Origin of the sequence: Mesorhizobium sp. M0633 (genome assembly GCF_040320645.1) — a bacterium.
Taxonomy (GTDB): Bacteria; Pseudomonadota; Alphaproteobacteria; order Rhizobiales; family Rhizobiaceae; genus Mesorhizobium.
Map to the genome: position 1 here is coordinate 65,490 of NZ_JAMYQC010000002.1, position 23,134 is coordinate 88,623.

Sequence of the window (23,134 nt, forward strand, 5' to 3'; positions counted from 1 at the left end):
GCGGAGACAGCGGCGGCTCGCCTGGTCCAAATCAGCCAGGCACTGTGGCGGCGACCGCATCAGCGCGACCAAGGCCGGCAACCGCTTTTCTGACCCGCTGCAGATGCGCCTGGCGTCCGGCGGCCGAGACGCTGTCCATCCGGTAGAGCGCCAGGAATTTGGTCCGGCACAGCGGATGGCAGACGGAGCGGAAGCCGCGCAGCAGGGTCCGCCGGCCGGGCTGTCCCATGATCCACGACATCAGCGGCGTGGCGCCACATGTGGTCATTGCCATCACCCGGCGTATGTGCCGCAATTTGGGCCGCGGGCCGCGTCGTGCCGTCGGCATCTCGAAAGCGAAGCCTGGTACCAGCACACGCTCCAGCCAGCCTTTCAGCATCGCCGGCAGGCCATACCACCAGGTCGGATAGATGAAGACGACCGCCTCCGCCCAGAGCAGCTCCTGCGCATGTTCGTGCACCGGTTGCAGGTTCGCCGCCTTGTCGTGGTAACCGCGCCATTCCCGCGTGCGCATGACTGGATCGAAGCCGGTCGCATAGAGGTCGAGCAGGTGGACCTGATGGCCGCTTTCGGCAAGCGTCTCCAGCACCGTGTCGCGCACGGCGCCGTTGAAGCTGTCGGTGCAGGGATGGCAATAGACGACGAGGACCTTCATCTTGCGCTCGGTCGCGAGAGTGCATGCAAGCGCGTCGCATGCAAACAAGCCACCCGCAGACGTAGTCGATCAGCTGTTTTCATGCGAAGCCCCGCAGCCCCCGTATCAAGACGCAACAGCTCCAGTCACGTCAAGGCCCGCTCGTCAGCTCAAAGGAAATTGCGCGCACATGGGCTTGCCGGCGGGCACTGTCCCGCATGCCTTGCGGTACTCTGCGAGAAACGGGCGCTGCCGCGTATTGCGCCCAGGAACTCCAACAGTGGATTCGGTTTTCGATCAGCATTGTTGCCCGAAAGCCTGCGCCCTAGCTTCACGGCGTGTCCAAAGCGTCAGGAGAGAAAACATGCACACAGGAAAACTGAGCGGCAAGATCGCCTTAGTGACGGGCGCCTCTTCCGGCATCGGCGAGGCCACCGCCTTGGCGCTGGCGGCCGAGGGCGCCACGCTGGTGATTGCCGCGCGGCGCGCCGAGCGCCTAGACGACCTGGCGAGGCGGATCCGTGAGACCGGCAGCGCGGCGCTGCCGATTGCGGCCGACGTGACCGACGAAGCGCAAGCCGCGGCCATGGTCGAACGCGTCCTGCGGGAGTACGGCCGGCTCGACATGCTGCTTGCGGTTGCCGGCGTCGGCGTCGCCGCGCCGTTCCGCAACACGACGCCGGAAGAATACCGCCGGATGGTCGACGTCAACATCCTGGGCCTGCTTTATCCGATCCATGCGGCACTGCCGTCGATGCAGCGGCAAGGCGCCGGCCACATCGTCGTGGTCTCGTCCGGCACCGGCCGTTACATCCACCCTTCGGTGGTCTATTCCGGCACCAAGCACGCGGTGAGCGCGATGGCGGAATCGCTGCGCCGCGAGATCGGCAAGGATGGCATCCGCGTCACCTGCATCGAGCCTGGCGCCGTCAAGACCGAGTTCACCCAGAATATGCGCGCCGATGTGCGCCAGGCGGTCGAGCAAAGGCTGGGCGACATGGAGCAGCTGGAAAGCGAGGACATCGCCGCCGCCATCCTGTATGCGGTGAGCCAGCCGCCACGGGTCAACGTCAACATCCTGACGCTCTATCCGACCGAGCAGGCGTGAGGGCCGCAAAGGTGGTACCCTGCGCCCCCGCAGCCCTGCAGCATCATCCGCCGGTCATCAGCGTGAACACAAGCTGCCGCAACTTGCCGCCCGGGCCGAATTCGACCCGGTCGAAATCGCGGCTCGCCTGCCGTTGTGCCTGCGAGATTCCGGCGAGCCGTCTCGTCACTTCGATCCTGATCTTGCTGCAGCCACGGTCATCGGCGACGGTCAGGCCAATGGTGGCCGCCTCGATCTTGTGCACCATGTCGACGATGCTGGCGCCGTGCACCTTCTCGTGGGCGGCGAGGCCAGCTGCGAAAACCTCCCAGTTCTTGTGGATTGCGCCCGGCAGCCGCGCGGCCGGCTTCGGCAAGGTGTAGGTGATGATCAGCTTCGGCTGCGCCGACACCAGCACGCAGGCGTCGCCTTGCGGCTGGTAGTCCCTCACCCAGGTCAGCTTGAAATTGGTATGCGCGATGACGCGGCGTTCGCCGAGCAGCGGCCCGCGCCCGCCGATCGAGGCGTAGAGCTCCGGCCCGGATTGCCCTGAGATGGCATAGGTCTCGACCTTCTCGACCGCCTGCCAGCCGGCATGCGCCGGCGATGTCGGCAGGAAGGCGAGCAGCAGGCAAAGGCGAATGGCTGTTTTCATGCAAGTCCTCGCAGCCGCTGCGCGCGACGCAAACGATATGCAGTTCCCTTCCGTGGACATAGCCGGCGGCCGGCTATAGTGGGATGCTCGTATACAAGAATCCACAGGCAACATCATGTCGCCGCGACCGAACATTGCCCGGCAACGCCCTGCCCCCGGGGCCCAGCCTCCCGGCGTCAGCCTCTGTCGCGCGCTGTCGAAGCTTGGCCTGTGCTCGCGCAAGCAGGCCGAGCTTCTGGTTGCTGAGGGGCGCGTGCGGGTTGCCGGCAAGATCGTGCGCAACAGCTCGATGCGCGTCGATCCAGGCCGCGATCGCATCGAGGTCGACGGCCGCCGCGTCGCCGCCGAGCGCAAGGTCTATCTGATGCTCAACAAGCCGCGCGGGCTGGTCACCACTCGCGACGACCCGCAGGACCGCGGCACCGTCTATGATTGCCTGGCAGGCCTCGACCTGCCTTTCGTCTCGCCCGTCGGCCGCCTCGACAAGGCAAGCGAAGGCCTGCTGTTGATGACCAACGACACGCGCTTCGCGCAGCGCCTGCTCGATCCCGCCTCGCATGTCGCCAAGACCTATCACGTGCAGATCGGCGCGCTGCCCGACGAGGCCATGCTGGCGCGGTTGCGCGCCGGCGCGACAGTCGACGGCGAATTGCTGACGGCCAAGTCCATCGAGCTGCTGCGCGGCGGCACCAGCACCGCCTGGCTGGAGATCGTGCTCGACGAGGGCCGCAACCGCCATATCCGCCGGCTGCTCGCCGCCCACGATATCGAGGTGCTGCGCCTGGTGCGGGTCGCGATCGGCTCGCTGCGGCTCGGCGACCTTGCCAAGGGCAAGGCACGCCATCTGAGCGCGGAAGAGCAGGCGCTGCTTCAGGCCTGAGCGACCAGGCACTGGAGGCCCCTCGAACCGAAGCGGCAATTGACATTTGCATCTCTGTTTCATATTTTCCATTTGTGAAACCGAAATGCGCCAATGCAGTCAAAGTGTCAGGCTGACACGCATGGGCGAAGCTGGCTTGGAAGCCGGAGAGAAAACATGGCTACGGCGTTGCGGGCGGTTCCCAGATTCCTGGACGAATTGGGCACGTTTGGCGGTCTCAAGGGAACCGATATTGCAAACATCACCGACGTGTCCAAGGCCACGGTTTCGAGGTGGAAGGCCGGCGACATCAAGCCCCAGCCGCGCAGCGAGCTCATTCTATCGGACCTGCACTATATCGTCGGCCGACTGCAGGAATTCTACGAGCCAAGCGATATCCGCACCTGGCTTTACGCTCGCCACCCGCAATTGAACGGCGAAAGAGCAATCGATCTCATTCACGACGACCGTGCTCTCGACGTGCTCAAAGTCATCGATCGGCTTGAGAACGAGGTCTTTCTCTAGTTGGCGATCGCCAGGCGGAAACGACGCGATAGCCGGCTCATCGACGCTATCGAGGCAATAGTTCCGGTCGAATACTCCGGAACGGTTTGGCGTGTGGTGCGCCAGGGCCGCAGCCCGATCCAGTGCTCGAGCTCCGGTGGCCGTTGGGACGATGGAACATTCGACGTGCTCTACACCTCGCAAGAGCGCGAAGGTGCCTTGAGCGAGATGAGATTCCACCTGACGCGGGGGCAGCCAGTGGTCCCTTCGCGTGTCAGATACCATCTCTTCGAGATCGATCTTGCTTTGGACCGGACGCTCAGACTGCTCGACCTGGCAGCCTTGCAGATCCTTGGCCTCGACACCTCGCGCTACGGGCAGCTTTCGTATCAGGAAAAGGACGCCGAATATCCGAGGTCGCAAGACATCGGCGAGGCCGCGCATTTCCTCGATTATGACGGTCTGATCGTGCCCGGCGCGCGATATGACTGCCTGAACGTCGTCGCGTTTTGTGATCGGCTGCCGGCCGGAGCGATAACGACAAGAACCGATCACGGGGAAATCGACTGGACTTAGCGGCGGCCCCGCCGCCGTCGGGTGCGGCCGCCGACCTCGTCTATATGGCGCAACATGCCGTCGGGTCTGCACAGCCGCGGAACGTGCCCGATTGGCGGAGCTTCTCGGTGCCGTAGCCGCCGCTGAGCAGGCCGACGCCCAGCAGGACCGTGCGATGCGTCACCCGCCGCGAAGCATCATGGATTTCGGCAAAATCCAGCCCATATTCCTAGATGTGGAGCTTTGAGCGTGAAACTCGCGCGTGTGGTCCTGCTTGCCGCGGCTTTCGTGGCTGTTGCGGCCGTTTGTCCCTCTTCCGCAACCGGAGAGGCGGACGGCCGGGAGAAAATTGTGTTGCGCGTCGAGATAGACGGCGCCATCGGTCCGGCGAGTGCCAGGCAGCTCGAGGAAGCGCTGGCGGTGGCCGCGGACCGAAACGCCCAGGCTCTCATCCTGCAGATGGACACGCCCGGCGGGCTGGTCACCAGCATGCGCGAGATGATCGCCGGCATTCTCGCCTCGCCGGTTCCCGTCATCGGCTATGTCGCGCCCGCCGGCGGGCACGCGGCGAGCGCCGGAACCTACATCCTCTACGCCACCCATCTGGCGGCGATGGCGCCCGGCACCAATCTGGGCGCGGCAACGCCGATCGAGATGGGCGGGCCGCTGCCATCGTTTCCCGGCGGCAAGAACGATGGCCCCGAGGCGGACAAGGACAAGAAGAACGCACCCGCGGGCGATGCGATGATCGCCAAGGCGACGAACGATGCCGTTGCCCTGATCCGCAGCCTGGCTGAATTGCGCGGGCGCAATGCCGAATGGGGAGAAAAGGCCGTGCGCGAGGCGGCCAGCCTGTCGGCCGGCGCGGCGCTGCAGCAGCATGTCATCGATTTCGTCGCCCGCGACACCACCGAACTGCTTCAACTGGCCGACGGCCGGACCGTCGAGATCGCCGGCAAGAAAGAGGCATTGGCGACGAAAGGGCTGCCGGTCGAAACGCTCGAGCCAGGCTGGCTCATCCAGCTTCTCGCCGTCATCACGGACCCAAACATCGCCGTCATCCTGATGCTGGTCGGCGTCTATGGCCTCGTCTTCGAATTCACGAGCCCGGGCGCGGTCGCGCCCGGCGTGATCGGCACGATTTGCCTTCTGCTCGGACTCTATGCGCTCAATCTCCTGCCGATCAGCTATGCCGGCCTTGCCTTGATGCTGCTTGGCATCATCTTCCTGGTCGTCGAAGCCTTGAACCCGACTGTGGTCCTTGGGCTGGGAGGCATGGCTGCGTTTCTGCTGGGCGCAGCCATGCTGCTCAGGATCGAGGGGCCCGGCTTCGAGATGTCGTGGGCCGTTATCGGCACCGCCGCCGCCCTGACGCTCGGCCTGGCGCTGCTGACCGGCAGCTATCTGTGGGCGGCCCGCAAGAACGTTCCGCGTGTTGGCGCACAGGCCATGCAGGGGCTGCCGGCGGAGGTCCTCGACTGGCAGGGCAGCGAGGGCCACGTGCTCGCCCGGGGCGAGCGCTGGCGGGCAAAAGCCGACGAACCGCTTGCTGTGGGCGACAGCGTCGAGGTGGCTGATGTCAGGGGTCTGGTGCTGACGATACGGCGCCGCAATGTGAGAAGCGATGGAGCAAGGCAATGATCATCGGTTATGTGGCCTATCTGGCAGCAGCGCTCGTCGTGGTCATGTTCCTATCCGCGGCCATTCGCATCCTGCGGGAATATGAGCGCGGCGTGGTCTTCACGCTCGGCCGCTTCACCGGGGTCAAGGGCCCCGGCCTTATCATCCTCATCCCCTTCGTGCAGCAGATGGTGAAGGTCGATCTGCGAGTGGTGGTCCAGGACGTGCCGCCGCAGGACGTGATCTCGCGCGACAACGTCTCGGTGAAGGTCAACGCGGTGCTGTATTTTCGTATCGTCGACGCCGAGCGGGCGGTGATCCAGGTCGAAGACTTCATGACCGCCACCAACCAGCTGGCACAGACCACGTTGCGCTCGGTGCTCGGCAAGCATGAGCTCGATGAAATGCTGGCCGAACGTGACAAGCTCAACAGCGATATCCAGGAGATTCTCGACCAGCGCACCGATGCCTGGGGCATCAAGGTCTCCGATGTCGAGATCAAGCATGTCGACCTCAACGAGAACATGGTCCGCGCCATCGCCAAGCAGGCCGAGGCGGAACGGCTGCGGCGTGCGAAAGTGATCAATGCCGACGGCGAACAGCAGGCGGCGGCAAAGCTCGTCGAGGCCGGCAAGATGCTGGCCGAAGCACCGCAGGCCATGCAGCTACGCTACTTCGAGGCTCTCCATGACATCGCCGGTGAGCGCTCGTCGACGGTCGTGTTTCCGGTGCCGATGGATCTGCTCGGTCATTTCATCAAGCAGGGTGGTGGAGGCGGAGGCGGCTGAGCGCGTAATCTCCCCCCTCCGAGGGGGAGATGGCCGCGAAGCGGCCAGAGGGGGTCGTCTCACATAGATCGCCGACGCCTTCCTCCACGAGAGATGGCGCTGACGCTCCATGCGCCGCAACCCCCTCTGTCGCCTTCGGCGACATCTCCCCCTCAAGGGGGGAGATCAGCACCCTCACCTCCGCCACGGCGGGACCGGCGCAAAGCGTTTGCCGATCCAGTCGGCGAAGGCACGTGTCTTGGCGGCTTGCCCCTTGGCCGAAGGCATGACGACATAGACGGCGCCTTCATCGGCGAGTGTCCAGTCCTCCAGCACTGGCACCAGCCGGCCGTCGGCGAGTTCGCGTCCGACCAGCCAATCCGTGCTCATCATCAGTCCGACGCCTTGCACGGCGGCTTCGACCAGCACCTCGGCGTCGTCGGTGACCAGCGGCCCGGAGACCTCGATACTGACGCGGCGACCCGTGCTGTCGGTCATCTCCCAGGCCGGAAAGGTCTGGAAACCCGAGAAGCCCAGGCAACTGTGTTCCAGCAGTGCTTCAGGTTCAGTCGGCGTGCCCCGGCGGGCGAGGTAGGACGGCGCGGCGCACAGCAGCCGCCGCCGTGTCGCGACTTTGCGCGCCACCAGCCGCGAATCCTCCAGTGCGCCGAGACGCACGGCGACATCGAAATTCTCGGCGACGAGATCGACGAAACGGTTGGAGAACTCGGCCTCGATACGGACTTCGGGAAATTCGGTGAGAAACTGCGGCAGCAGGGGGCCGATCCACATGCGCCCGAACGAGCCGGGCAGCGCCAGCCGCAGCACGCCGCGCGGCCCGCCGCCGGCATGCGCCGACGCGACAGCCTCGGCCTCGTCGACCGCAGCCAGGATGGTGCGGACCCGGACGAGAAATTCCGAACCCGCCTCGGTCAGCGACACGCTTCGTGTCGTCCGGTGCAGCAGGCGCACGCCCAACCGCTCTTCCAGCGAGGCAAGGCGCCGCGACAGGATCGTCGCGTCGCGGCCGATGCGAGCAGCCGCCTTGGTGAAGGAGCGTGCTTCGGCGATCGCCGCGAAGGCGGCCATTTCGACCAATGCTGCCGGTTCGTGCGATTGCTGCATCAGGCGCAGAGCTCAAATGTAAAAGCCAAGGATTATATACCAATAGCGCAGCAGCTAGTTTCACTCAATCCCGGCCCATCAATCGGCCATCAACCGGAGTGAGACATGAAAGCGATCGAACTGACTGCCCCGAGACTGGACGCGTTTCGCGCGGCCACCGTTCCCACGCCTGAACCGCAGCGCGGCGAAGTGCTGATCCGCCTGCGCGCCGCAAGCCTCAATTTTGTCGATGTCGCGATAGCGAGCGGCAACTATCCAGGCCCGAGCTTTCCGCTCATTCCCGTCGTCGACGGCGCCGGCGAGATCGTCGGCATCGGCGAGGGCGTGTCGAGGCTCGCCATCAACGACCGCGTCATCGCCCATGCAAAACCGCGCTGGATCGGCGGCCGTCCGCGGCCTTATGAAACCAGAGAGATGCGCGGGCTGACACTGCCCGGCTCGCTCGCCGAATATGTCGCGCTGCCGGCCAATGCCGTTGTGCCGATGCCGGCGCATCTGTCCTTCGAAGCGGCAGCGACGCTGCCGATCGCCGGCACCACCGCGTGGAATGCGCTTCGCGCCGCCGATGCCGGGCCGGGGTCGGTCGTCGTCCTGCTCGGTACCGGCGGTGTCTCGATCCTGACCCTGCAGCTGGCCAAGGCAGCCGGCGCGACGGTCATCATCACCTCGTCGTCGGACGAAAAGCTGGCCCGCGCCAAGGCTTTGGGTGCCGATCACCTCATCAACTACCGCGAAACAACGGACTGGGACGCCAAGGTGCTCGAATTGACCGACGGGCTCGGCGCCGACCTGATCGTCGAAACCGGCGGCGCGGCGACCTTCGGCCGCTCTATCAATGCCGCGGCGCCCGGCGGCACGGTGTTCGCCATCGGCTTCGTCACCGGCGCCGAGGCCACCACGAACCTGCTGCCGATCATCATCAAGGCACTCAAGGTGGTGGGCAACAACACCGGTTCAGTATCCGACCTGCGCGACGCGGCGCGCGCCATCGGCGCCGCCCGTATCGATCCGGTCATCGACACGGTCTACGGCCAGCACCAGGCGACCGAGGCCTACGCCCACATGGCGGCCGGCGGCCGGCATTTCGGCAAGCTCGCGTTCAGTCTGTCGTGGTGAGCCTGAAAAAGGAGCGGCGTTGAAGCTGCCGATCTCCCCCTCGTGGGGGAGATGTCCGGCAGGACAGAGGGGGCGCTCTCCCTCCAGCCTATCAGGCAATAGCAGTTCGCGCACCGACGTGAGGTTCTCAGCTCATCAAGTTGAACTGAACGCCGGCGATCCTTCACGCCCCCCTCTGCCCTGCCGGGCATCTCCCCCACGAGAGGGGATTGGCAGTTCTACCGCCTCCGCCTAAATCAGCTTCTCCAGCGTGATCGGCAGATCCCGCACCCGTTTCCCGGTGGCGTGGAATACCGCGTTGGCGATCGCCGGCGCCACGCCGACGATGCCCAGTTCGCCGACCCCCTTGCCGCCCAGCACCGAGGAATGCGGATCGGGAATGCCGACCGAGATCACCTTGATGTCGGGAATGTCTGCATTGGTGGCGATGAGATAGTCGGCGAGGTTGTTGTTGACGATGCGGCCGTGGCGGCGGTCGACGATGCCCTCCTCGAGCAGCGCCTGGCCGATGCCCATGATGATGCCGCCCTTCCATTGGCTTTCGGCGAGCTTGGGATTGTAAAGCCGGCCCGAATCCAGCGCCGACACCACGCGGGAGACGCGAACCGTGCCAAAGTCCTCGTCGACGCGGACTTCGATGAAATGCGCGCACCAGCTGTGGCGGGAATAGTCGCCCTCGGTGTGCGGCAGCGCCATGGCTATGGTGGTGTAGTTCTTGTAGCGGTCCTCGACCGTCGAATTGGCCGGCATGGTGTCGCCCTTCGCCTCGATATGCTCGCGCCCGACGCTGCTGAGCAGTTCGGCGATGGAAACTTCAGGGCCGTTGCCGCGCGGTGAAGCGATGCGGCCATTGGCGACGACGAGCGTGTTGGCCTGCAGCGCATGGAACGGCGAAGCCGGATCGCTGATGGCGAGCCCGATCAGCTGGTCGAGCGCGGCACTCGCCGCCTTGTGGACGGCGCCGGTCATCACCCCGGCCAGCCGCGAACCGCCGGTGACGCCGGCACGGGCATAGCGGGAATCGCCAAGCTTGACGACGACGTTTTCCGCCGGCACGCCCACCACCTCGGCGGCGGTCTGCGCCAGGATCGTGTAGGTGCCCTGCCCCATGTCGATCGATGAGCTTTCGACCTCGACCGAGCCGTCGGCGAGAATGCGCACGACCGCCTCGCCATAGGCGCGCCGGACCGGGTAGGTGCCTGCCGCGACACCCCAGCCGATCAACTGGTTGCCGTCGCGCATCGAACGCGGCCGGGGGTTCCGCTTCGACCAGCCAAAGGCTTCGGCGCCGGCCGCGAAGGCCTCACGCAGTTGCCGTGTCGACCACGGCTTCTTCGCATGCGGGTCCTGCTCGGCATAGTTCCTGAGACGGATTTCCAGCGGGTCGATACCGACCTCGTAGGCGAGCTCGTCGATGGCGCTTTCGATGCCGAAGGCGCTCGGGTTCTCGCCCGGCGCGCGCAATGCCCCTGGCACCACCGTGTTGACCCGCACGACGTTCTGCCGCGACGAGAAATTCGGCGTCGCGTACATGACCGAGGTGACCGAGCCGAGCGGCTCGACCCACATGCCGTCGACCGAGGTCTCGTTGACGCCGCGATGCACGATCGACTGGATCTGGCCCTCCGCGTTGGCGCCGAGCGCCACGGTCTGGCGCGTCGCCGCCCGTCCGCCATAGGCGGTGAAGGTCTGCGGCCTGGTGACCGCCAGCTTCACCGGCCGTCCCAGCATTTTCGCGGCGACTGCCGCTACAGCGCCGTAGCCATAGGCAAACGCCTTGGAGCCGAAGCCGCCACCAATATAGGGCGAGACCAGTCGTACATTCTCGAACGGCACGCCGAACCATTCGGCATAGGTCCGCGCCATGCCGTCGAGCCATTGGCTCGGCTCCCAGACCGTCAGCTGGTCGCCCTGCCACTTTGCGATCAGGCCATGCGGCTCTATCGGCGCCTGGTATTCGCGCGGCGTGTTGTAGGCGTTGCAGATCCTGACCGGAGCCGAGGCGAACGCTGTCTCCGCCTCGCCCCATTCCTTGGTCATCGCATCGACCGGGATGCCGTCGCCGGCCTTTGGATCGCTGAGGTCGACGATCGCCGCCGCCTCGTCATAGGCGATCTTGACCAGCGCCGCGGCGGCGACCGCCTGCTCGAAAGTCTCGGCCACCACCGCCGCGACATGCTGGCCGCTGAAGGTGATGTCGCGCGCCAGCGGGCAATAGGCGACATCCGGCGGCGGCGTACCCAGCCAGTCCGTTGCGGTTCTCAGCGGCAGGATATTGTCGGGCGTCAGCACCAGCAGCGCGCCGGGCGACGCCTTGGCCGCGGCCGTGTCGATCGAACGCACCCGGCCGGCGGCAATGGTGCTCTCGACCAGCACCGCATGCGTAAGCCCCTCGAGCTGCTGCTCGACGGCGTATTTGGCGGCACCGGTGATCTTGGCCGGGCCGTCGACGCGCGACAGCCGGCCGCCAACCTGATCGGCGAGGACGGCACCGTCCGAAGCGTCGCCGCGTTTGGCATCGCCGGGTCTTGTTCTCAACTCGTGAACGGTCATGCCGTTTCTCCCATTTTGAGGATGGCGCGGGCGACGACGCGCGGCGCCAGTTCGATCTTGTAGTGGTTGGCGCCACGGTCGACGGCGCCCTCGACGGCGAGCAGGCTGGCTTGCCTGACGACCTCCGGCTCGAGCACCTTGCCGTTCAACGCCTCTTCGACGGCACGGGCGCGCCATGGCTTGGTGGCGACGCCGCCAAGCGCGACGCGCAGATCGCGAATTGTCCTTCCGTCGGCCTCGAATTCGATGCCGACGGCGGCACTTGCCGCGGCGAATTCATAGGACTGGCGGTCGCGGACCTTGAGATAGGTCGAGCGGCGGGCGGCCGCCGAAGCGGGAATGCCGATCGCGGTGATCATCTCGCCGGGCTCGATCGCATGTTCCCTTTCGGGCGTGCTGCCCGGCAACAGGAAAAAATCATCGACGGCGATCTGACGGTCGCCGAGATGGACGATCGCGTCGAAGGCGACGAGTGCAACCGCCAGGTCGCCGGGATAGGTGGCGACGCAGGCCTCGCTGGTGCCGAGCACGGCATGGCCGCGGGTGACCCCGCCGATCGCCGAGCAGCCGCTGCCGGGCCAGCGCTTGTTGCAAGCGGGGAAATTCGCCGGATCGCGGAAATAGGGGCAGCGCGTACGCTGCATCAGATTGCCGCCGATCGTCGCCATGTTGCGCAGCTGCGCTGACGCCGCCTGCCACAATGCTTCCGAGACGGCGGGGAACCGGCTCTTGATATCGGCATGGTCAGCGACGCGGCTCATCCTGGCCAGCGCGCCGATCGTGGCGCCCCGGTCATCAACGGCAATCGTGTCCAGTCCCTTGAGATGGGTGATGTCGACCACGGTCTCGGGTTCGGCAACGCCGCATTTCGCGAGATCGACAAGCGTCGTGCCGCCGGCCAAAAGCATGGCGCCGGGAAGTGCTGCTGCCTCACGGGCTGCATCGACGGAGCTGGCGCGGAGATATGAAAAGTCCCTCATGACGCGGCCTCCACGGCCGCCTGGCGCACGGCGGCGACGATATGCGGATAGGCGCCGCAGCGGCAGAGATTGCCGGCCATGTATTCGCGGATCTCCTCATCCGAGCCGGCATGGCCTTCGCGAATGCAGGCGACCGCCGACATGATCTGGCCCGGCGTGCAATAGCCGCACTGGAAGGCATCCTGTTCGAGGAAGGCGGCCTGCACCGCATGCAGCGTGCCATCCTCCCCGGCAAGCCCTTCGATGGTGGTGATGTCCCTGCTTTCAGCCTGAGTGGCGAGCGTCAGGCAGGCCAGCACGCGCTGGCCGTCGATATGAACGGTGCAGGCGCCGCACTGGCCCTGGTCGCAGCCCTTCTTGGTGCCGGTCAGGCCGAGATGGTCGCGCAAGGCGTCGAGCAGGGTAACGCGCGGTTCGACCTCCAGCTCATGTCGATGTCCGTTGATTCGAAGTTGGATTGGAGTTCGGGTTTTGCTTGTCATGGGGCGTCTGGCTCCGGTTGCTTGACGCGGGAGGGGATGATCTGGTGCCCGCGGCCGGCGAGCGGCAAGATCAGCTTATGGCTGGGTGAGCTAATCTCCCCCCTTGCGGGCGAGATGCCCGGCAGGGCAGAGGGGGTCGGTTCGACTTGGCGCGAGCTCCGGGAGGGCTGCGGCTTGGGAGGTCGAAAGACGTGACATACCCGATCCCGTGATTACATGAGAAAGGCACTCCACAATCGGAGGCGCCTCCGCTTATTACCTAAGGGCCTGCTCCGCCCTGTTCAAGCCCAGGATCGAAAATGATCAAAATTGGAGGAAATTGGCAGGGCAGCCGGCCGTCATGCCTGGAGACAAAAAAGCACCACCGGCCCAAGCCGGTGGTGCTCTCTGAACTGTCTGTAGGGGCAGGACAGTCCAATGATCCTGAGGGGATCGTGCTCAACGTGGGCTCATTTTTGCCCCACGGCATCGGCCGAACAGATGACGAGTGCCGGCCGCGAGGAAATATCCTCCGTCGTCATCCACCGGACGTCATCCACCGGCCGTGCACCGGAGGCGGGCAAGATGCCTCCGCCTGCCGGAACGCCGGCCCAGACTCGATCCTGTGATTATATTTACTTGCGATTATATTTGTCGGAGACGTAACGAAGGTGGAAGCGTCTGCGTTCTTGAAACGGGGCCTGCCTGTTCGGTTATGCTTCGGATCAACACTGGAGAAAAAATTGGCCGCGGAGCCGCCCGTCATTTCTGGAGACAAAACCGAAGCCGCCGTTGCAAAGCCGCTGCGCGCCGACGCGCAGCGCAACCGCGATGCGCTGGTCGAGGTCGCGGCAAAAGCCTTTGCCGCCCAAGGCGTCGATGCCTCGCTGGAGGAGATTGCGCGCCAGGCCGGCGTCGGCATCGGCACGCTCTACCGGCATTTCCCAACCCGCGAGCACCTGGTCGAGGTGGTTTATCGGCGCGAAGTGGAAGGACTGTGCCAGGCGGCCGACGAACTCGCCCGCGATCATGCGCCCGACATGGCGCTCGAACAATGGATGCAGCGCTTCGTCGACTACATCGCCACCAAGCGCGGGCTGTCGACAAGCCTGCGCATCCTGCTCACGACCAACTCAACCCTATTCTCCGACGTTTCGGGCAGGGTGACGCTCGCCTTGCGGCGGCTGATCGATGCCGCGGTCGCCGACGGCTCGATCCGCGGCGATGTCGATGCCTCCGACGTGCTGCATGCGTTGGGCGGCATCTATTCGGCCCCGGACACCAAGGACTGGCGCGACCGCTCGCGCCGATTGGTGTCGCTGCTGATGGATGGGCTGCGGTTTGGAGCGGCCAAATCCGACCCATCCAAGGAATAACGAATGCAGTGACTGTCCTTATTTCAGCGAGATGCTCATACCGCTGAGATCGGCATTGACTTGCAGGCCTACCTGCCTGCCCGTGAGTTCGAGTTGGGCGCCCTTGTCATTTGTCATGACGATCACCTGGGCTCCTTTGCCGAGCGCGCCGCCACCGCCCGCTGCACCGTACACCCCCGTCACATCCCGGGCGCGGCGTATGTGGCGCACGGTACCTTTGAAATAGGTCTTGGAGGCGCCGAAGGCGAGGCCGCCCGAGATGCCGCCGACCGAGATGGGATATCGGCGACCATGGAAGGTCAGTGTGCCCTCGCCTCCGGAGCCGCCGATGAAAAAGGCCGCCTTGTAGACGGCGAAGCGGATCGTACCGCTGTCGGCATGCGCGACGCTGGCAAAGCTAACTGCCGCCGCAGCGATGACGGCAACTGCGACTGAACGAAATCTGGACGAAATCTTCATGATGAGAACTCCTCAAGATCGCCGCATGCCCAGCCGGCCGGGCACGTCGGCGTCGTATCAAAGTCATAGCTGAACAGTCTCGCCCGTCATTGGTTCCAAGCACGCGGCCTGAATTCCGGCCGCGAGAAGACCGCCACGAAACGAGGCGGATGGCGAGCATAGTCCTGGCTGTAAGAACAGTGGCCGACCAGCGGGGATCTGTCGCCGGCGTTCCTAGGAAACGTATGTGTATTGAAGCGGAATGGTATTAGTCTGCGCCCGTCTGGGGTTTCGGGGAGCGCGGCAAAGCAATGGACTTCAACTCACGCCATGGCTACCTGCTGATCGGCGGTCTGATCCTGGTCGGTGCCGGGCTCCTGGTCGTTTCGCTGATCGTCAATCTTCGCGTGGCGCACAGTGTGCGTGACGACGTACGCCATCGTGAAAAGCTGCTGGAATATTATCGCAATATCTTTTCGCAGCTGGGCGTGATCCTGATCGGGATTGGCGTGTCCCTGTTCATCTTCTTTTTCCAGCAGAATTATCAGGACCAGCGCAAACGCGAAGCGGAGCTCCAGCAGGTTCTCGCCAAACTGGCGGCGCGTGTTGCCCGCGGCAGCGCTGTCGTGGAGGCCCTCGGCGAATTCGACGCGCTGCTGGATGATGGCGGCGCCTATGTCAGTCCGGAACACGGCGGAAACAATGCCGCCGTCAGCGCCCACGGAACGGCGCTCGCCAAGCAGGTTTCGCAGATCCTTCTGGTCGAGCGCGACGTCGATGTTCAGGGGTTCGATATTCTCAATCTGTCACGCGATTTCGAAGCATCGTTCGTCGTCAACGAGCTCAACCCAATGCTATGGTTCAACATCGTCCGGGACGAGAGCGACATCAAATATGCCACTACCCAGATCGCCCTGGATTACAAGGACCTGCAGGATGCGATCGGCGGCGAGCCGATCGAGGTTGCGATCGCCAATCCCGAAAAGGAGCGGAAGATCAAGCGGGAGGTGCTCGACGTCTTTTATGATGCCGATCTGCTGCGCCAGCGCAGCAGGCGGTTTCTCGGCCGCGCGTGCTGGCTTTTCAGCAACGGGCGCGGCTTCGTCAAGCTTGCACCGGCCAATGAAATCGAAGCCGATGCCAGATCGCACCAGGAATGGCTCGACCGGTCGAAACCCTTCCTGACGAAGGCGACATCGGGCAGCGGCGATTGCTTCAAATTGCTTCAGTACGGCCCGGCGTCTTTGAGTTGAGAACGAGCCAAACACTCAACGACCAGGTTCGACCCATTGCGGACGATCAGTCAGGCGCCACAAACGCGTATGACTTCATCAGATCAAGTGTTGTCTCGGCGCGTACAGAAAGGTTGTCTGGCACCTCGATCCGAACGAGTAAAATGTCTGTTCCTTGATCAATTCCGAACAAAGCGGCAATCGGTCGGGGACCATCGAAATGGCACGATGCCCATCGCTGTGGAGATGCATCTGTATCGGTTTCTTTGAGCTCGTCTTCGAGAATCCTACGCAATCCGACATCAAGGGCCTCGCCAGCCATGTGACCGAGTTCATCGATCAGCGGGTTCCAATTAACTAGCCAGACCCAATTCTGCACCCAGGCCACCTGCTGGTCTCCAATTTGGGACGAAAGCCGACTGGTCTCGTTAGTCGGTCTTTGCATGATTTGTCGAATCCGCTATCGGCGATTCCTACCATAATAAGCTTGACTGCTTTTTGACCATCTCGGCTGTTGGCGGCAGCCAGCTGATTGAATTTTGACCTAAAGCGGTTCAGCTTTTGATAGTCGCTGACCCGCTCCAAATATCTGTTTTTACGCAATTATGGACGGAAAGCCGCTCCGCACTTTCCTGGAATTGCTCTAATCTCCCACGCGCCGCAGCGTGCCGAGATGATTGTCGTCGAGAAATTCGACGGTCATGGCCGACGCCTTGCCGTCGGGGCCGACCGCAAAGCTGACGGCCGAGGGCCTGTCCGGCATCTCGGCATCAGGGAAGGTCACGAAGAGCTCGCGGTCGAAATGCTTCAGGGAATAGGACCGCGCACCGGCAGGCCCGACCTTGAGGACAAGAGTGTCTCCTTCGCCCGATACAATAGCTTCGCCGAAGAAGTCGTTGAAGTAACGGCCTGCATAGGCCCTGGCCGGCTCGACGGGACTTGCTGGAGAGGGCGGCGCGGCATAGGTGGCCTTGGCCGCCGCAATCACCGGGCCGAACATGCTCGCATAGATATTATTCCATGCCTTTACCTTATCCTTCCCCAGCGTTCCGTCGAAAACGAGATCGGCGAAGCTGTCGGACAGCCCCTCCGGCACGCCTGTCGGAAAGGCGTTGGCGACGACGACGATGCCAAGCTTCTCCTCGGGGAAGAGCATCACCAGGCTGCGTGCGCCGGCGCTGAAGGCGCCCGCGTGACCCCAGATCGGCCCGTGCCGGCCGAATTCGATATTCCAGCCGAGGCCGTAGAAGGCCTCGCCTCCGGAGACGGGATTCTTGCCGCGAGCCGTCAAGGGAATATGTGTCTGGTCCAGCGCATCGGCGGCAATGAGTCTCTTGCCGGCATAGACCCCGTTGCCGAGCACAAGGCGCATCCATTGCGAGAGGTCGCGTGCGGTGGAACTGACGCCGCCTGCTGGCGCCTGCGCATCCGGATAGCGCTGGACTTTCGCGGTCCAGGCGCCATCGATTTTGGCGTGAAGCTCGGCGCGGTTGGCGTGCTTGATGAAGTCCGAATGACGGGAGCTGGTCGAGGCCATTCCAAGCGGACGGTAGAGCTTCTCTTCGGCGACCTCTTCCCATGATTTGCCCGTCGGCTTCGCGGCCGCGACGGCACCCTCGGTCAGTCCGAAATTGCTGTAGGAATAGCCGGCACGAAAGCTCGATGACGGCAACACGAACCGCAGCCGGCGCAGGATCTCCGCGCGGTCATAGCCGATGTCCTCGAGGTCGTCGCCGGCGGTGCCGGGAAGCCCGCTGCGGTGCGCAAACAGGTCGCGGACCGTGAGTTCGCTGGTCGGATAGGGCTGGGCGAGCCGGAAAGCCGGATCGAGGTCGGCGATCTTGGAATCCCACGAAGCGATCCCGTCGCTGACCAGCGCCGCCACGACGGTGGCGGAGACCGGCTTGGAGAGCGAGGCGATCTGGAAGACCGTGTCGGCGTCGACGGCCTCCGGCTTACCGGCCTCGCGATGTCCGAATCCCTTGAGGAAGATCACCTCGTCGCCGTGCACGACGCCGATGGCCAGACCGGGCACGCTACCATCCGCGACGACGCCTTCGGCAAGCAATTCGAGCTTCGCAAGGGCCGCGGCGATCCTGTCTAGTGGGATGGTATCGGCCGACGCCGCTTTCGGCAAAAGCACCATGATTGCGATGAAGGCCAACCTCCAACGGAGGTGGTTCCGGTTTGTGAATAGCCGCATGCTCAGCCCCCTCCGCCTCCCCGGCGTGCACTATCGCAGGCCGGCGCCGGGAAGGCCAGCCTCACGCTCGACCCACCATCCATTGACGGATGTCCGCTTCACACCAGTCGAAATTCAGACAGCCGCCGCCTGAGCTAGGATGCAGCACGCAGGCGGAGGCGCCGTCTGCTGGCGCGGGCCTTCTCCGCCACCGCGGCGGTGATCTCGACCACGCCGTCTTCACGCGGTCTGGCGTTGGTGACCTTGTGGAGCCGCTCATAGGGTAACAGTTCCTTGACCCGGGCTTGAAGCGACGCGACTTCGGCTCGCAGATCCTCGCATTCCTGCCTCTGGACGTCGAACTGTATCTGTTCGGAAGCCTGCTGCAGGGAAAGCTGCGAAAAATTCGCGCTGATTGCGGAAAGGTTCATCTTGTCGTTTTCGCTCTCCTTCGTGAGAGCGGACAATTTTTGCTCGACAATTTGCTTTTCGGCCACCGCGTCGCTCGCTTGGGCCTTGAGCCTGGCGATCTCGCTGGCGGCTTCGCTGTTCTGGTTGGAGGCGGCCTCCAGCCGCGATCGAAGGTCCTCGATTTCAGAACGCAAGCCGGTCATCTCCGCGACACTGCGTGAAAGCTCGGCTTCCCTGTCACCGTCCCTGAGGCGGGCCGCTTCCGTTATTTCCGATAGCTTTGCCTGCGCCATATCGAGCGATTTCTGCAGCCGCATCTCCTCTTTCTCGCTCTTGCCAAGTGCGGCCAGCAGTTCCGAAACCTGCGCGGCGTCATTGGCATGGACAGTCGAGAGTTCGTCCAGCCTGTGCCGGGCCTCGGCCTCCCGTTTCAGCGCCTTGTCGAGGTCGATCGACAGGCTGACATGTTTTTCCCGCAGCATCTCGTTCTCGCGCGAGCGTCTGTTGGCCTCGACCGCTCTGGCCGAGAGCGTTTTGACAAGCTCGCCGAACTCGGCTTCGCGTTTTGCGCTCGCATTGCCTGCCACGACGAGTTCCAGCCTTGCCGCCGCCAGCGCGCCGCGAAGTGCTTCCTTGTCCTCGACCAGGCTCGCCTCGTGCTGCTGCAGGGCCTCGATAGCGCTGTCGCGCTCGCGCTGCTTTCTGGTCGCTTCGTGGAGCTGTTCGGACAGCACTCTTTGCTGCGCGGTCAGGCCGGTATTTGCCAGCTCCAATTCGTTGGCGCGAAGAATGTCGCCGTGGAGGAGTTTTAGGAATTCGCCTGTCAGATGATGCGAGGTCGCGATCTCCGACAGTTTCGCATTGATCTCCCCCAGATACTCCTGCGCGTCGTGAAAGAGCCCATCGACCGCACTTAAGGCAGCCAGCCGGGTTTGCGTATGGGGGGACAGCCGTCGTGCGGTCTCGAAGGCGTCCGCATTGGCCTCGAGCTGCGAGCTGTCATCCGTTGCCGCGAGATTCTCATCCGACACAGTCTCATCCGGAACAGTGACGTCGTTCAACGGCGACTGATCGTCCACGTTGAGACATTCGCTAAACGCATCCGCCAAATCGGTTTCGAGCTCCTTGAACGCTCTCTCCACAGTCTCGGCACGCTTGATCAAACCTTTGAAATTCATGACCGAATATCCCTCTCGTGCAGCGCCGTTAAGGAGCGGACTTTCAACACTTGACCCTCGCCTCCCCCGAATGCGGGTTCATCTCCTGACGTGCGCTCTGGCCGACGCACGCTAGGGACAGGCTTGGCCACTGTCCTCGTGTGTTTGAATGACGTGTTCTGCCGCGCTCCATGCCCGAGGCGTTGGCACCGCTCGAAAAATGCCCACTCATTTCACCCGAAACGGATATGAACCGGCGCAAGCATGAGGATCGCCTGGTGACTGTTGTAAGGATCGGCCGAGCGCCTCGGTGCTCTGCAGCAGCTACAAGTCACACTCGGACGAGGCGCGTTACGGCCGGGAGGCCTGACCTAATAAATGATTGTGTTGAATACGTTTCGCTGATTAGCTGCTGTGCATTGACCAGGGACAAGACCGATAAATGTTGTCCCGGGAGGACCGCGATGCCGGTGCTTGAGGTTCGCCACGTCTCCAAGAATTTCGGGGCTATCCAGGCCCTGACTGACGTCAGCTTCCAGGTGGAGCGAGGCGAAGTCGTTGGTCTGATGGGGGACAACGGGGCCGGCAAGTCGACGATAGTCAAGACTGTGGCCGGGAATTTTCCTCCGAGCGACGGCGAAATTGTAGTCGAGGGCGAGGTGTGCCACTTCCACCAGCCCGTGCAGGCCCGCGCCAAGGGGATCGAAGTTGTTTATCAGGACCTGGCGCTCGCCGATAATCTGACGGCCGCGCAGAACGTCTTTCTGGGGCGCGAGATCAAGAAAGGCTTCTGGCCGATCAGGATTCTTGACAAGCAGGCGATGATCGATCGCTCGGCAGCGCTGTTCAAGGAACTCAAATCGGAAACCCGGCCGCGCGACCTCGTCAGGAAGATGTCGGGTGGGCAGCGCCAGGCGGTCGCCATCGCGCGGACCCGGCTTTCAAATGCTAAGCTGGTGCTGATGGACGAACCAACGGCCGCCATCTCCGTGCGCCAGGTGGCGGAAGTACTCGAACTGATCCGACGCCTCAAAGCACAAGGAGTCGGCGTCATGCTGATCAGTCACCGAATGCCTGACGTGTTCGCCGTGGCAGATCGCATTATCGTCCTCAGGCGGGGCTCGAAAGTTGCCGACAAGCCAGCCGACAAAACATCGCCCGAGGAAATCACTGGACTGATAACGGGGGCCATCCGTGGCGAATAGTGTTCAGGAGTCAGTTGGCGTTCAGGGCTCAGTCGAAGAACATGGCCGGCCGGCCATGTCGGATTTCGTTCCGACCAAGGAAAAAACAGTTCTCCAACGTGTGATTTCAAGTCAGCCCTTCTGGGTGACGATCGCGCTCATCGCGCTCGTCATGTTGATGACTGCGATGGAGCCGAGCTTCGGCACCTCTGAAAACGTCGCCAATGTGACGCGCAATTTCGCACCTTTCGGCATCATGGCCCTCGGCATGACGATCGTCATCATCACCGGCGGTATCGATCTGTCGGTCGGCTCCGTCATGGGTCTCGTGGTCATCGTCGCCGGCCTGTTCCTCACCTGGCATTATCCCTGGTATGTCGCCTTCGCCATGGGCCTTTTCTCCGGTCTGGCCTGTGGCGCGGTCAACGGATTCTTTGTCGCCTATGTCGGGATGCCGTCCTTTGTGGTCACCCTCGGTATGCTGTCCGTCGCGCGCTCGCTGGCGGTCGTATTCTCGGCCAACCAGATGCTCTACCAGTTCGGGCCCGATGCTCCGATCGTGAAGGCAATCGGTCAGTGGAAATGGCCGCGGCATGGTCCGAACGACTGGGCACCGCATTGGATACCAGAACTGTCGTCACAATTCTGGACCATGGTGATCTTGGCCCTGATTGTCGGCTTCGTATTCAACTTCACAGCCTGGGCCCGGCATCTCTTCGCCATCGGCGGCAATGAGGAGGCGGCACGGCTCACCGGCGTTCCGGTCAACTGGATTAAATTCCAGGCCTATGTCTTCTCGGCTTTCACCGCCGCGCTCGCCTCGCTCCTGCTCCTCGGCTATAACGGCTCGGCCATCAATGCCATGGGCCAAGGCTACGAGCTGCGCGTTATCGCCGCGACAGTCATTGGCGGCGCCAGCCTCATGGGCGGCGCCGGCACGGCCTTCGGTGCGATCATCGGTTCGGCCTTCCTCGAGGTGATCAGGAATGCGCTGCTGATGGCCGGCATCGATTCAAACTGGCAGGGTGCCTTCGTCGGCGCCTTCATCGTTCTTGCGGTTCTTTTGGGCATGCAAACCGGCGGCAAATCGATTCTCGCCGCGTCGCTGGCAGTCTTGATGCCCAAAAAACGCCGCTAGAAACCCGCCGGCGGGAGGCTTGCGGGATCACACCCAGGAGGAGAACGTCACATGAAAAAACATCTGCTGACGGCCGCCGTGGCGCTTGGCGCAATGGTGCTCGCCGTTTCCGGCGCCCAGGCGAAATACACCTTCGCCCTGGTGCCGAAGAACATGAACAATCCTTTCTTCGACCAGGCACGCGACGGCTGCAAGAAGGCCGAAGCCGAATCCAATGGCGCCGTGGAGTGCATGTATATTGGCCCCGGCGAGCATGGCGGCGGCGACGAGCAGGTACAGATCGTACAGGATCTCGTGGCCAAGAAGGTGGACGGCATCGCCGTGTCGCCATCGAACGCCGCGGCGATGGCGGTTGCGCTGCAGGCCGCCAAGGAAGCCGGCATCCCGGTCCTCACCTGGGATTCCGACCTCCTGCCCGAAAACAAGGATCTGCGCGTCGCCTATATCGGCACGCACAATTATGAGATCGGCGAGAACCTCGCCAAGCTTGTCATGCAGATCAAGCCCAAAGGCGGCACGATCTGCATCCAGTCCGGCGGCGCCGCGGCGGCCAACCACAACGAGCGCATGCAGGGCATTCGCGATACACTTTCGGGCACCAAATCGGCGGCCTCGCCCGGGGATCGGCTGACGGGCCAGAACGGCTGGACCGAAATCGAAGGCTGTCCGCTCTACACCAACGATGATTTCCCGCTTTCGGTGCAACAGTTCGAGGATATCATGGCGAAAAACCCGAACCTCGACGCATTCGTCCCAACCGGTGGCTTCCCGCAGTTCATTCCCGATGCCAACCGCGCCGCGGTCGCACCGTACAAGGACAAGATCGCCTCGAAAGCCCTGGCCCTTGTCGTTGCCGACACGCTTCCGGTACAGATCGACCAGATGAAGGAAGGTTTCTCCCTTGGCCAGGTCGGCCAGCGGCCGTTCGAGATGGGCTACAAGACGATGATGGCGCTGAAGGAAATGAAGGAGGGCAAGGCTCCGCCGGCCGACCCGACCTACACGGGCCTCGATGTCTGCACTCCGGAGACAGCCGACACTTGCGTCGCCAAATAGTGCTTTTGGGCGGGAGGAAACTCCCGCCCTTTTCATAGGGGATC

23 protein-coding genes are annotated in these 23,134 nt (G+C 63.5%); 13 read left to right on the top strand and 10 right to left on the bottom strand.

Going from position 1 to position 23,134, the window contains the following annotated elements; all coding sequences use genetic code 11:
* Window positions 1-31 precede the first annotated feature (31 nt).
* Entirely contained in the window at window positions 32-655 is a 624-nt protein-coding gene (locus NKI47_RS02225) for an NAD(P)H-dependent oxidoreductase (RefSeq protein WP_352587076.1), read from the bottom strand.
* Between the two features lie 343 nt (window positions 656-998).
* Between NKI47_RS02225 and NKI47_RS02230 the strand changes: the two genes are divergently transcribed.
* The gene (locus NKI47_RS02230; RefSeq protein WP_352587079.1) at window positions 999-1,742 is read left to right on the top strand and encodes an SDR family oxidoreductase; all 744 of its coding nucleotides are present in this window, start codon (window positions 999-1,001) and stop codon (window positions 1,740-1,742) included.
* A 43-nt stretch (window positions 1,743-1,785) separates the two neighbouring features.
* Here NKI47_RS02230 and NKI47_RS02235 read toward each other — a convergent pair whose 3' ends face one another.
* The gene (locus tag NKI47_RS02235) at window positions 1,786-2,376 is read right to left on the bottom strand and encodes a DUF922 domain-containing Zn-dependent protease (RefSeq protein WP_352587082.1); all 591 of its coding nucleotides are present in this window, start codon (window positions 2,374-2,376) and stop codon (window positions 1,786-1,788) included.
* 115 nt (window positions 2,377-2,491) lie between these two features.
* On the opposite strand from NKI47_RS02235, the gene NKI47_RS02240 reads away from it, so the two are divergent.
* The 6 genes from NKI47_RS02240 (at window position 2,492) to NKI47_RS02265 (ending at window position 6,702) form a co-directional block, all read left to right on the top strand.
* The gene (locus NKI47_RS02240) at window positions 2,492-3,256 is read left to right on the top strand and encodes a pseudouridine synthase (protein WP_352587085.1); all 765 of its coding nucleotides are present in this window, start codon (window positions 2,492-2,494) and stop codon (window positions 3,254-3,256) included.
* Between the two features lie 156 nt (window positions 3,257-3,412).
* The gene (locus NKI47_RS02245) at window positions 3,413-3,760 is read left to right on the top strand and encodes an antitoxin Xre/MbcA/ParS toxin-binding domain-containing protein (RefSeq protein WP_254819704.1); all 348 of its coding nucleotides are present in this window, start codon (window positions 3,413-3,415) and stop codon (window positions 3,758-3,760) included.
* Entirely contained in the window at window positions 3,761-4,315 is a 555-nt protein-coding gene (locus NKI47_RS02250) for an RES family NAD+ phosphorylase (RefSeq protein WP_352587087.1), read from the top strand.
* A 91-nt stretch (window positions 4,316-4,406) separates the two neighbouring features.
* Entirely contained in the window at window positions 4,407-4,541 is a 135-nt protein-coding gene (locus NKI47_RS02255) for a hypothetical protein (RefSeq protein WP_352587535.1), read from the top strand.
* Window positions 4,542-4,543: 2 nt separating this feature from the next.
* Window positions 4,544-5,935 carry an NfeD family protein gene (locus NKI47_RS02260; protein WP_352587090.1) on the top strand — a complete coding sequence of 464 codons (1,392 nt, stop codon included), beginning with the start codon at window positions 4,544-4,546 and terminating at the stop codon, window positions 5,933-5,935.
* Window positions 5,932-6,702: a slipin family protein gene (locus NKI47_RS02265; RefSeq protein WP_023680344.1), complete on the top strand. Its 771-nt coding sequence runs from the start codon at window positions 5,932-5,934 to the stop codon at window positions 6,700-6,702. The genes NKI47_RS02260 and NKI47_RS02265 overlap by 4 nt, the downstream gene beginning before the upstream one ends.
* A gap of 174 nt (window positions 6,703-6,876) precedes the next feature.
* Here NKI47_RS02265 and NKI47_RS02270 read toward each other — a convergent pair whose 3' ends face one another.
* Window positions 6,877-7,806, bottom strand: a complete 930-nt coding sequence (locus NKI47_RS02270) for a LysR family transcriptional regulator (protein ID WP_352587093.1) — start codon at window positions 7,804-7,806, stop codon at window positions 6,877-6,879.
* Between the two features lie 105 nt (window positions 7,807-7,911).
* Between NKI47_RS02270 and NKI47_RS02275 the strand changes: the two genes are divergently transcribed.
* A complete protein-coding gene (locus NKI47_RS02275; RefSeq protein WP_352587096.1) occupies window positions 7,912-8,922 on the top strand; it encodes a zinc-dependent alcohol dehydrogenase family protein in 1,011 nt (336 codons plus the stop codon).
* Window positions 8,923-9,153: 231 nt separating this feature from the next.
* On the opposite strand, the gene NKI47_RS02280 is transcribed toward NKI47_RS02275, so the two are convergent.
* From NKI47_RS02280 to NKI47_RS02290, 3 genes are read right to left on the bottom strand one after another with little or no spacing between them, the layout of a single operon-like run.
* Window positions 9,154-11,475 carry a xanthine dehydrogenase family protein molybdopterin-binding subunit gene (locus NKI47_RS02280; protein WP_352587099.1) on the bottom strand — a complete coding sequence of 774 codons (2,322 nt, stop codon included), beginning with the start codon at window positions 11,473-11,475 and terminating at the stop codon, window positions 9,154-9,156.
* Entirely contained in the window at window positions 11,472-12,455 is a 984-nt protein-coding gene (locus NKI47_RS02285; protein ID WP_023677327.1) for an FAD binding domain-containing protein, read from the bottom strand. Before NKI47_RS02285 ends, NKI47_RS02280 begins: the two co-directional genes overlap by 4 nt.
* Window positions 12,452-12,937, bottom strand: a complete 486-nt coding sequence (locus NKI47_RS02290; RefSeq protein ID WP_031211962.1) for a (2Fe-2S)-binding protein — start codon at window positions 12,935-12,937, stop codon at window positions 12,452-12,454. Before NKI47_RS02290 ends, NKI47_RS02285 begins: the two co-directional genes overlap by 4 nt.
* 722 nt (window positions 12,938-13,659) lie before the next feature.
* Between NKI47_RS02290 and NKI47_RS02295 the strand changes: the two genes are divergently transcribed.
* On the top strand, window positions 13,660-14,292 hold the full coding sequence (locus tag NKI47_RS02295; protein WP_352587101.1) for a TetR/AcrR family transcriptional regulator: 633 nt from the start codon (window positions 13,660-13,662) through the stop codon (window positions 14,290-14,292).
* An 18-nt stretch (window positions 14,293-14,310) separates the two neighbouring features.
* Here NKI47_RS02295 and NKI47_RS02300 read toward each other — a convergent pair whose 3' ends face one another.
* A complete protein-coding gene (locus tag NKI47_RS02300) occupies window positions 14,311-14,751 on the bottom strand; it encodes a lipid-binding SYLF domain-containing protein (RefSeq protein ID WP_352451439.1) in 441 nt (146 codons plus the stop codon).
* A gap of 290 nt (window positions 14,752-15,041) precedes the next feature.
* On the opposite strand from NKI47_RS02300, the gene NKI47_RS02305 reads away from it, so the two are divergent.
* Window positions 15,042-15,983: a hypothetical protein gene (locus tag NKI47_RS02305; RefSeq protein ID WP_352587105.1), complete on the top strand. Its 942-nt coding sequence runs from the start codon at window positions 15,042-15,044 to the stop codon at window positions 15,981-15,983.
* Window positions 15,984-16,029: 46 nt separating this feature from the next.
* Here the strand turns inward: NKI47_RS02305 and NKI47_RS02310 are convergent, their stop codons facing one another.
* From NKI47_RS02310 to NKI47_RS02320, 3 genes are all read right to left on the bottom strand, one after another.
* Window positions 16,030-16,350 (bottom strand): hypothetical protein, encoded by a 321-nt coding sequence (locus tag NKI47_RS02310; RefSeq protein ID WP_352569150.1) that lies wholly within the window; start codon window positions 16,348-16,350, stop codon window positions 16,030-16,032.
* 255 nt (window positions 16,351-16,605) lie between these two features.
* On the bottom strand, window positions 16,606-18,165 hold the full coding sequence (locus NKI47_RS02315) for a serine hydrolase (protein ID WP_352587108.1): 1,560 nt from the start codon (window positions 18,163-18,165) through the stop codon (window positions 16,606-16,608).
* Between the two features lie 134 nt (window positions 18,166-18,299).
* The gene (locus NKI47_RS02320; protein WP_352587111.1) at window positions 18,300-19,733 is read right to left on the bottom strand and encodes a coiled-coil domain-containing protein; all 1,434 of its coding nucleotides are present in this window, start codon (window positions 19,731-19,733) and stop codon (window positions 18,300-18,302) included.
* A gap of 443 nt (window positions 19,734-20,176) precedes the next feature.
* On the opposite strand from NKI47_RS02320, the gene NKI47_RS02325 reads away from it, so the two are divergent.
* The 3 genes from NKI47_RS02325 to NKI47_RS02335 are packed head-to-tail and all read left to right on the top strand — an operon-like array spanning window position 20,177 to window position 23,090.
* Window positions 20,177-20,917, top strand: coding sequence for an ATP-binding cassette domain-containing protein (locus tag NKI47_RS02325; protein ID WP_254819718.1), 741 nt, complete (start codon window positions 20,177-20,179; stop codon window positions 20,915-20,917).
* 55 nt (window positions 20,918-20,972) lie between these two features.
* Window positions 20,973-22,034: an ABC transporter permease gene (locus tag NKI47_RS02330; protein ID WP_023677317.1), complete on the top strand. Its 1,062-nt coding sequence runs from the start codon at window positions 20,973-20,975 to the stop codon at window positions 22,032-22,034.
* 51 nt (window positions 22,035-22,085) lie between these two features.
* The gene (locus NKI47_RS02335; protein WP_023677316.1) at window positions 22,086-23,090 is read left to right on the top strand and encodes a sugar-binding protein; all 1,005 of its coding nucleotides are present in this window, start codon (window positions 22,086-22,088) and stop codon (window positions 23,088-23,090) included.
* Window positions 23,091-23,134 lie beyond the last annotated feature (44 nt).

Excerpts from the sequence above, each read along its gene's own strand:
- NKI47_RS02225 (WP_352587076.1), bottom strand. The coding sequence starts at position 655 with ATGAAGGTCCTCGTCGTCTATTGCCATCCCTGCACCGACAGCTTCAAC.
- NKI47_RS02235 (WP_352587082.1), bottom strand. The coding sequence starts at position 2,376 with ATGAAAACAGCCATTCGCCTTTGCCTGCTGCTCGCCTTCCTGCCGACA.
- NKI47_RS02305 (WP_352587105.1), top strand. The coding sequence starts at position 15,042 with ATGGACTTCAACTCACGCCATGGCTACCTGCTGATCGGCGGTCTGATC.
- NKI47_RS02230 (WP_352587079.1), top strand. The coding sequence starts at position 999 with ATGCACACAGGAAAACTGAGCGGCAAGATCGCCTTAGTGACGGGCGCC.
- NKI47_RS02320 (WP_352587111.1), bottom strand. The coding sequence starts at position 19,733 with ATGAATTTCAAAGGTTTGATCAAGCGTGCCGAGACTGTGGAGAGAGCG.
- NKI47_RS02290 (WP_031211962.1), bottom strand. The coding sequence starts at position 12,937 with ATGACAAGCAAAACCCGAACTCCAATCCAACTTCGAATCAACGGACAT.
- NKI47_RS02335 (WP_023677316.1), top strand. The coding sequence starts at position 22,086 with ATGAAAAAACATCTGCTGACGGCCGCCGTGGCGCTTGGCGCAATGGTG.
- NKI47_RS02245 (WP_254819704.1), top strand. The coding sequence starts at position 3,413 with ATGGCTACGGCGTTGCGGGCGGTTCCCAGATTCCTGGACGAATTGGGC.
- NKI47_RS02270 (WP_352587093.1), bottom strand. The coding sequence starts at position 7,806 with ATGCAGCAATCGCACGAACCGGCAGCATTGGTCGAAATGGCCGCCTTC.
- NKI47_RS02285 (WP_023677327.1), bottom strand. The coding sequence starts at position 12,455 with ATGAGGGACTTTTCATATCTCCGCGCCAGCTCCGTCGATGCAGCCCGT.
- NKI47_RS02325 (WP_254819718.1), top strand. The coding sequence starts at position 20,177 with ATGCCGGTGCTTGAGGTTCGCCACGTCTCCAAGAATTTCGGGGCTATC.
- NKI47_RS02240 (WP_352587085.1), top strand. The coding sequence starts at position 2,492 with ATGTCGCCGCGACCGAACATTGCCCGGCAACGCCCTGCCCCCGGGGCC.
- NKI47_RS02300 (WP_352451439.1), bottom strand. The coding sequence starts at position 14,751 with ATGAAGATTTCGTCCAGATTTCGTTCAGTCGCAGTTGCCGTCATCGCT.
- NKI47_RS02330 (WP_023677317.1), top strand. The coding sequence starts at position 20,973 with ATGTCGGATTTCGTTCCGACCAAGGAAAAAACAGTTCTCCAACGTGTG.
- NKI47_RS02280 (WP_352587099.1), bottom strand. The coding sequence starts at position 11,475 with ATGACCGTTCACGAGTTGAGAACAAGACCCGGCGATGCCAAACGCGGC.
- NKI47_RS02265 (WP_023680344.1), top strand. The coding sequence starts at position 5,932 with ATGATCATCGGTTATGTGGCCTATCTGGCAGCAGCGCTCGTCGTGGTC.
- NKI47_RS02315 (WP_352587108.1), bottom strand. The coding sequence starts at position 18,165 with ATGCGGCTATTCACAAACCGGAACCACCTCCGTTGGAGGTTGGCCTTC.
- NKI47_RS02275 (WP_352587096.1), top strand. The coding sequence starts at position 7,912 with ATGAAAGCGATCGAACTGACTGCCCCGAGACTGGACGCGTTTCGCGCG.